The sequence below is a fragment of the Paenibacillus vandeheii genome (genome assembly GCF_030433635.1).
GTDB classification, from domain to species: domain Bacteria; phylum Bacillota; class Bacilli; order Paenibacillales; family Paenibacillaceae; genus Paenibacillus; species Paenibacillus vandeheii.
The window spans coordinates 113,976-122,139 of record NZ_JAROCD010000018.1; the positions used below are offsets into that span (position 1 = coordinate 113,976).

The 8,164-nt window shown below is 48.3% G+C and carries 6 protein-coding genes; all 6 read left to right on the forward strand.

Going from position 1 to position 8,164, the window contains the following annotated elements; all coding sequences use genetic code 11:
* Nucleotides 1–96 precede the first annotated feature (96 nt).
* From P5G61_RS28165 to P5G61_RS28190, 6 genes are read left to right on the forward strand one after another with little or no spacing between them, the layout of a single operon-like run.
* Nucleotides 97–1,434 (forward strand): ABC transporter substrate-binding protein, encoded by a 1,338-nt coding sequence (locus P5G61_RS28165; RefSeq protein ID WP_301249556.1) that lies wholly within the window; start codon nucleotides 97–99, stop codon nucleotides 1,432–1,434.
* Nucleotides 1,435–1,480: 46 nt separating this feature from the next.
* Entirely contained in the window at nucleotides 1,481–2,431 is a 951-nt protein-coding gene (locus P5G61_RS28170; protein WP_301249557.1) for a carbohydrate ABC transporter permease, read from the forward strand.
* Nucleotides 2,428–3,276 (forward strand): carbohydrate ABC transporter permease, encoded by an 849-nt coding sequence (locus tag P5G61_RS28175; protein ID WP_301249558.1) that lies wholly within the window; start codon nucleotides 2,428–2,430, stop codon nucleotides 3,274–3,276. Before P5G61_RS28170 ends, P5G61_RS28175 begins: the two co-directional genes overlap by 4 nt.
* A gap of 27 nt (nucleotides 3,277–3,303) precedes the next feature.
* Entirely contained in the window at nucleotides 3,304–5,322 is a 2,019-nt protein-coding gene (locus P5G61_RS28180) for a cache domain-containing sensor histidine kinase (protein WP_301249560.1), read from the forward strand.
* The gene (locus P5G61_RS28185; RefSeq protein WP_301249561.1) at nucleotides 5,319–6,923 is read left to right on the forward strand and encodes a response regulator; all 1,605 of its coding nucleotides are present in this window, start codon (nucleotides 5,319–5,321) and stop codon (nucleotides 6,921–6,923) included. Before P5G61_RS28180 ends, P5G61_RS28185 begins: the two co-directional genes overlap by 4 nt.
* 51 nt (nucleotides 6,924–6,974) lie before the next feature.
* Nucleotides 6,975–7,520, forward strand: coding sequence for a GNAT family N-acetyltransferase (locus P5G61_RS28190; RefSeq protein ID WP_301249562.1), 546 nt, complete (start codon nucleotides 6,975–6,977; stop codon nucleotides 7,518–7,520).
* Nucleotides 7,521–8,164: the final 644 nt, after the last annotated feature.

Sequence of the window (8,164 nt, forward strand, 5' to 3'; positions counted from 1 at the left end):
GGAAAGCTTACTTTTGTTTATGTCAAGAGCAGCCATAGGCCGTTACAATAGTTTTGTAAGCGATTCCACAATAGCAAAAGGGGAGGAAATTCATTCATGTTGAATACCAAAAAGTGGGTAACCCTGTTCTGCCTATCCCTGTTAATGTTCGCTACAGCCTGTTCCGGAGGATCTTCAGGACCATCTGCTTCCTCCAATGAAGGAGGGGATGATGGTGAGGCTTCCGGCAAAATTGAACTTCGTATGACCTGGTGGGGATCGCAGACTCGCCACGATCTTACGACCAAAGTGATCAAGCTGTTTGAAGAGAAACACCCTGGTATTACCATCAAACCGGAATATTCCGGTTGGGATGGATACTTTGACAAGCTGACCACACAGGTAGCCGGTTCCAATGCGCCGGATATCATACAGATGGATTATGCCTTTCTTACCGATTTTGCCCGGCGTGGTGCTTTACTTGACCTGACCCCTTACGCAGAGAGCAAAGAGCTGCGTACAGACGATCATGACAAGAGCATGCTCAAAGCCGGATCGATTGACGATAAATTATACGCGATTACTTTAGGCGTAAATGCACCAGGGGTCATCTATGACGCGACCGTATTCAAGGAACTCGGGATTGAGGAGCCGCAGGAAAGCTGGACGTGGAAGGATTTTAGCGATATCGCTGCCAAGATTGCAGCAGAGAAGGGTGACGGTTTCTTCGGTTCGGCAGATGTTTCGGGAACCACCAACATGTTTGAAGTTTTTATCCGGCAAACAGGCAAGGGCCTATTTGATGGTGGGACGCTGACAGCTACCAGTGAAGAGCTTCAGCAATGGTTTGACATGTGGGGTGCACTTCGTGAGAACGGGGGTGCGACCTCTGCAGAAGTGACGGCATCCACGACGAATGCACTGGAAACACGCCCGATTTCGCTTGGTACAGCAGCCATGGATTTTGCCTGGTCTAACCAATTGCTGACGTTCCAGCAAGTGAACAAAAATCAGGATCATAAGCTCGGGATACAAGTGCTTCCGCATGGTGTGGATGAAAAGCAAATCGGTGAATACCTGAAAGCGGGCCAGTTCCTGTCCGGTTATGGCAAAACGAAACATCCGAAGGAAGTGGCGATGTTTATCGACTTCATGGTGAATGATCCCGAAGCTACTGCTATTCTCGGTTCGGAGCGCGGAGTACCCGTCAATTCCAGCATCCGGGAGAAGATGCAGCCTACGCTGCCCGAAGCGGAGCAAGCGATCTTCCAATTTATCGATGTCGTTTCGAAAAACTCCAGTGAGATTGATCCACCCTACCCGCAAGGTTTTTCCGAAGTGGATACCAGCTTCAAAAGTGCAAGCGAGCAGATCGCCTTTGGTCAAGGCAACACACCGGATATAATTGCGCAGTTTATTGAAGGTGCCAAGGCGACACTTGCGTCGAGTCAATAACACTTGAACGGTTCCATACTTCATATTCCGCGGGGAGGTTGCGAAGATGAGTACAACACAGGTCAGTCAAGCCCGAACCGAGCGTGTGGCAGCCCGGCGGGTGAAACGGAGATATGCCCATAATAGAGCGGCCCTTCTGTTCCTGGCTCCATGGTTGGTTGGTTTATTGTTTCTGACACTTGGTCCGATGCTCGTTTCCTTATACATTTCGTTCACCGACTATAGTATCCTGGCCGCCCCTTCCTGGGTCGGTCTGGATAACTACACCACGATGTTTACATCGGATAAACTGTTTATTCAATCGCTCAAAGTCACATTTACGTATGTTGCCGTATCCGTACCGATCAAGCTGATTTTTGCCCTGCTGGTGGCGATGCTGTTGAACAAGGGCATTCGCGGGCTCGGTATTTACCGTACGGTGTATTACATCCCAACCCTTCTTGGGGGTAGTGTAGCCATTGCGATGCTGTGGCGCAAAATGCTGGGCGGTGATGGACTTCTTAATGGTTTGCTCGCCATGATCGGCATAAAAGCACCCGATTGGGTCGCCAACCCGAAGTATGCCCTGTATTCAATCGTGCTGCTGTCGGTATGGCAGTTCGGATCGTCGATGATTATTTTCCTGGCAGGTTTGAAGCAGATTCCACCTGAATATGACGAAGCTTCTGCGGTTGACGGTGCCGGACCGCTCCGGCGATTCTTTTATATCACACTGCCGATTCTGTCACCGGTGATCTTTTTCAATCTCGTGATGCAGCTGATCACGTCCTTCCAGTCCTTTACTCAGGCTTTCGTCATCAGTAACGGCAGCGGAGGGCCTGTCAATTCAACATTAATGTACTCTCTATACCTGTACAAAAAAGGCTTCTCGTTCTTCCAGATGGGTTATGCGTCCGCGATGGCCTGGGTACTGGTAATCCTGATCGGGGTCTTTACATTGCTGGTATTCCGCAGCAGCAAGCTGTGGGTGCACTATGAGGATGGTGGGAAATCATGATTGGACAACGAAACTCTGCTGCAGGGGTAGTCGCCAAACATGTACTGATTTCGGTCATTGCCTTTGTCATGCTGTATCCGGTGCTCTGGATGCTGGGCAGCTCTTTCAAACCGGGACATATGATTTTTACCGAGACTTGGTTCTGGCCGCAAGAATGGAATTGGCAAAATTACATCAATGGCTGGACGGGCATTCAGGGCAATCCCTTCTCCCGTTTTCTGACCAACTCCGTCGTCCTGTCGCTGGGAGCTGTATTGGGCAATGTCATTTCCTGCTCAATGGCGGCATACGCCTTTGCCCGATTGAATTTTCGGTTCAAAGCGATTTGCTTTGGCTTAATGCTCATGACGATCATGTTGCCACACCATGTGACGCTGATCCCTCAATATATTCTGTTCAACCATCTGGAATGGGTGAATACGTATCTGCCGCTGGTAGTGCCAAAGTGGCTGGCGACCGATGCCTTCTTCATTTTCCTGATGGTCCAGTTCTTCCGGGGATTACCCAAAGAGCTGGATGAAGCGGCTACGATTGATGGATGTGGTCCTGTACGAATTTACACCAAAATTATTATTCCGCTGGCCTTTCCGGCGCTGGTGACGACGATGATCTTTACCTTTTTGTGGACATGGGACGATTTCTTCAGCCAGTTGATCTATCTGAGTGATGTCAGCAAATACACGGTGCCGCTGGGCCTTCGCCTATTCCTCGATTCCAGTTCCCAATCCGATTGGGGCCCAATGTTTGCGATGTCAGTGCTGTCACTGGTGCCTTGCTTTATCGTATTTATCGTGTGTCAAAAATACTTCGTGGAAGGAATCGCGACCTCCGGGCTCAAAGGGTAATTCCAAGACGAAACGAGTTGATTCCACATGCGGAAACGAAGATTGTCGCTATTCCTAAATCGAAAGCTGCAACAAAGCAAGCTCTCCACGTTGATGGTGACTTGCTTTATTGCGTTTAACCTGCTGCTTGTTTCGATTATTGTCTGGCTGGCATACCAGTCTTTTTCTGCCGTCACCTTTACCGAAATTAGCAAAGCGCGGCTGGCTCTCCTGAATGAGAGTACGCGCCGGGGGTTTGATTTTATTACAGGTGTGACAGGGACGGCCTATGCTCTGGCGAGCAACCGTGAGCTGTCGAATTTGCTGGAAACAAAGGGAACGGGAAGGCTGACACAGATTCACCAACGGCGCGAGGTATCCAAAATACTGGAGCACACGTTGGTAGTCAGTGAGGGCATTACATCAATAGAGTTGTATACGGATGCCTTCAACGGTGTCACCGTCACAATGGCTGAACGCATCTATCCAGTGGATACGATTGCCGATGATTCATGGTTTGCTGCACTGCAGCAGGCGGACGCGGCCTGGGTACCTCTGCGGGAAAATGAGTCTGGCCAATCGCTAATAGGATACGCCCAGCGAATCTTTGATAGCCGGGGTGGGACGGTAGCCTACGTGCTTATCCGCCTGAGTCGAGCGGACATTGTACGTAGATTTGCAGATATGCCCATGGTGCTGGATGGACAGGTACTGTTGGTGGATACCGCAGGCAACGTCGTTATGCAGATGGGTGAGGACAATGTAGAGGGAACGTCTGATGAGGATTTGACCTTAACCAAAGGTAACTCAAAAATTTTATCTTCTATTAATACCTCTGAAAATATATCTGCAAATGCCTCTGTACCCGGGGAAAGTGAACCTGTTGTAGATAGCGCATGGATTCAGGAGCACGCCGAGCACGGGCAGGACGGATTTGAAGTAGTTTCCGGCAAGGCCGGAGGAGCGCAGCTTGTTCTATATTCAAGGCCTGCCATGCTTCAGTGGCGTCTCGTACAGACTATCCCTGTGCACACGCTGTTATCTCCGGTAAGGCAGGCCGGATGGCAGGTCCTTGGAATAGCCGTGCTGGGGTTGTTATGCTCGGCGATACTCGCGTATTTGTTCGTGCGGCGGATTGTCCGCCCTTTACGTCAGTTGATCAAACGGATGAGGCAACTGGAGAAAGGGGACTTCAATACCCGGGTTCAGCTTTCGTTCACCGAGGAATATGCCCATTTGGCTTATGGTTTTAACCATATGGCTTCACAGCTGACAGAGCTGATGGACCAGGTTAAGGAAGAGAACCGCGCGAAGCGTGAAGCCCAGACCGGTTTGCTGGAGGCGCAAATCAAACCGCATTTTCTCTACAACACACTCGACATGATTCACTGGCGTGCTCTCGATTATGAAGCCAAGGACATTAGCCGCATGATTGTCCAACTCAGCAAACTGCTACGTATTGGATTGAGCGGCGGCAAACTATTTATCCGGGTGCGTGATGAGCTGGAGCATGCCCGTTGCTACGTCAGCATTCAGTCCGAGCGGTTGCCATTCTCCATTGATTATCAGGAGCATATCGATCCACAAGTGCGCGGGTGCTACATTCCCAAAATCATTTTGCAGCCCTTTATCGAGAATGCGGTCATGCATGGACATCCGAAGGAAGGAAAACTTCGCATACAGGTGGATATGCGGGAATCGGAGTGCAACAATCTAACTGGGGCAAAGGAATCTCCAACCTGCCTTATCGCCGAGTCACCAGAGTCATCTGAACCGGGCAGCCAATCCATGGGCTATCGACCGCCCAGAAAGTCTGCGCAGCACGTACCCAAAATCATCATTCGCATTCAGGACAACGGACAGGGTCTTCCTGAAGGGTGGAAGCTGGAAGAGACGTCTGGGATTGGTATACGAAATGTACATCAGCGTATACAGCTGTATTGTGGAACTGGATATGGCGTTGATATATGCGCGGGTAAATCAGGCGGGGTGGAAGTGACCATTACGCTGCCGCGTATTGAGACGGAAGAACAATTAAACTTTTGGCTGGGCGGTGAAAATGAATGAAAACCATTATGCTTGTAGACGATGATCCGCATATTGTAAAAGCATTGACCGAGCATATTGATTGGCCCTCTCTTGGCCTTAGCATCGCAGGAACGGCTTCCAATGGCATGGATGCACTGGAGCTGTTCCATCGGCTGCGACCGGATCTGGTGATGACGGATGTCTATTTGCCAGGCATGACGGGACTTGAAGTCACGCAAACATTGAGGCGGGACCATCCTCATCTGCCGATCATCATCCTTAGCGGATATGATGAATTCGAGAATGCCCGGGCGGCCATGCGCTGGGGTGTGAATCATTTTTTGCTAAAACCCGCTGAAGTGGAGGAGATTGAGTCTGTTTTGCGTGAGGTGTTACTCGAACAGGATGTGCGGGAGCGGCATGAGCGGCTGGAGCGGACGTACAAACAGGAGATTGGGCGGGTGGTTCCCTATCTGCGCAAATTGTTTCTCCACGAACTGTTAACTACACGCTATAAGGAAGAGGAATTACCTGCGGAGCGTATGGATTATGTAGGTATTCGCATGCCTGCTCAGGTACGCGCCATCAGTTTGCAGTTGTATCGGCCTGCATTTCTGACACGGATGAAAGAGCGGGACTGGCAGCTATTAAGGTATGGGGCAGCGGATATTATTCAGGAGACCGCCAGGGAACAGACTTCGCAGCTAAATGAATGCCAGGTGGAGATCGTGGACTATTCGGATCAGGTGTTTGTACTGCTTCTATTTGGTGAGAAGGATATGCTAGAGCATATGGAGTCGATTGTTGAACGGATGATTGATCAGATTTTTACGTACCTCAAGATCGAAATGAGTGCAGGTATTGGGACATCCAAAGGTCACTTATGTGAAGTGATGGACTCCTATCTGGAGAGCAGGGAGGCGCTGGAGAAAGCAGAGTTTCAGGGTGGGAGCCGCGTATATCGGTATGATTCAACAGATGCCTATACGCCGAGCGTGACGGATTACTCGCTATTGCTGCGACAATGGAATGAGTCCTGGGCGGATATGAGGACTGATCTGGCAGAGGAGATATGGGTTCATGTTCGCAATCTGCTGAACGAAGGGAGTGGTACCAGTATTCAGGATGTGCAGGTTGTGGCGGTGAGCCTATTCAACACGTTGATTCATAGCTGGAACCGACATTATCCCACGTTGGCACCGCCGGTAGCGATGAGTAATTTTTTGCGGGAAATTCAATCGAAATATGGGCTGCAGGATCTGATATGCTGGATGGACGGCATTATTCAAAGCTGGATAGAACAGACACGGAAAGAAATGGGCGAGAAAAAAAGCAATAAACTGGTGGAGCAGGTGAAACAGTACGTTGGAAAGCATTATGCTGAAGAGATCAGTTTTGAAGCCATTGCCAAGGGTCTGTTTGTACACCCCAAATATTTGAGCCAGCTATTCAAAAGAGTAACTGGAGAGAACTTTGTGAGTTATGTGAACGGGTACCGGATTCAACGAGCGATGGAACTGTTACAGTCAGGGCATTACATGGTCTACGAGGTTAGTGAGATGACCGGGTTCCGCAACGCGACGTATTTCAGTCAGGTGTTCAAGATGCTTACGGGCAAGAGTCCGTCTGAAGTAGGGTAGAGCATAATTATGATGAGGCAAAAAAATAGAGGATTGGACGGATTATAAAATATGATCATCGATCAACAGAAATTTAACGTAAACGGATTAACCTACTCGGTTAGGTCCGCAGAGGAAAAGGATGCTGAAGCATTGTCTTCACTCCGTGTACAGTTGGATGGAGAGACCGAGAACATGGATCGCGAACAAGGTGAGGGATTCATTGATCCGGCGGGATTCGAAGAAATAATCCGGTTGGACACGGAAAAGGAGAGAAACCTGTTTCTCGTAGCCCTCGTAAAGGAACAAATCGTAGGGTATTCTCGATGCGAGGGCGTAGATCTAAAACGATTTTCTCATAAAGTTGAATTTGGGGTTTGTGTAGCGAGAGAGTTGTGGGGTTACGGGATCGGCAAGAAACTGCTTGAGCTCTCGGTGGATTGGGCAGATATGAATGGAATTGTGAAGATGACCTTGAACGTGGTAGGAACGAACGATAAAGCGATGGAGCTTTACAAGAGGATGGGTTTCGAGATAGAGGGGACGTTGAAAAGGGATCGGCGACACGCGGACGGTCGGTATTACGATACAGTTTTGATGGGAAGATTCAAGGGCTGAGGGGGAGGAGATAGTCGTGGGTAGTTGGCTAGCTATATCTGCAATCCTGTTATTGTTTCAAAAGCTATTATATGAAAAAACAAATACTAGAGTCAGTACTCATCTCTGACGGAGAGAGTCATTATTAGATGTAGATTTCCTCAAACATGATCTCTTATCTCTATTATATAAAGGGTATTGAGTATGTGCGATATGAAAGTAATTATCCCTTGAGCAGCTTTATAGTGTTTGTTTAAAAGGAGTAGCTACTCAGTTTACTAAGAACAGTAACTACTACCACTTCACTATAAGATAATGATGCTTAACATTGTTATATCTATTGGGTCTAACTTATGGGTCTGATTGAAAGACATTGAATGGGTAGAAGGGAAACAGAACAATTCTATTTGTTTTTAGATAATGGAAATAAATTAATATTAATTATTAATTAAGGGTTGCAATTAATTTTTCTACATGGTATATTCTAAGTCCGGCCAAGAAAACACGAGAAAGACGGTGCGGCAAGCGAAACGAATAAGCTTCGAAAGAAACTTAAAAAAAGAGCTTGCAAAGTTGGTTCGGAAGTGGTAAGATATAAAAGTTGCTGAGATGAACGAAACTTAGTAGCGAAACAAGTTTGATCTTTGAAAACTGAACAACGAGTG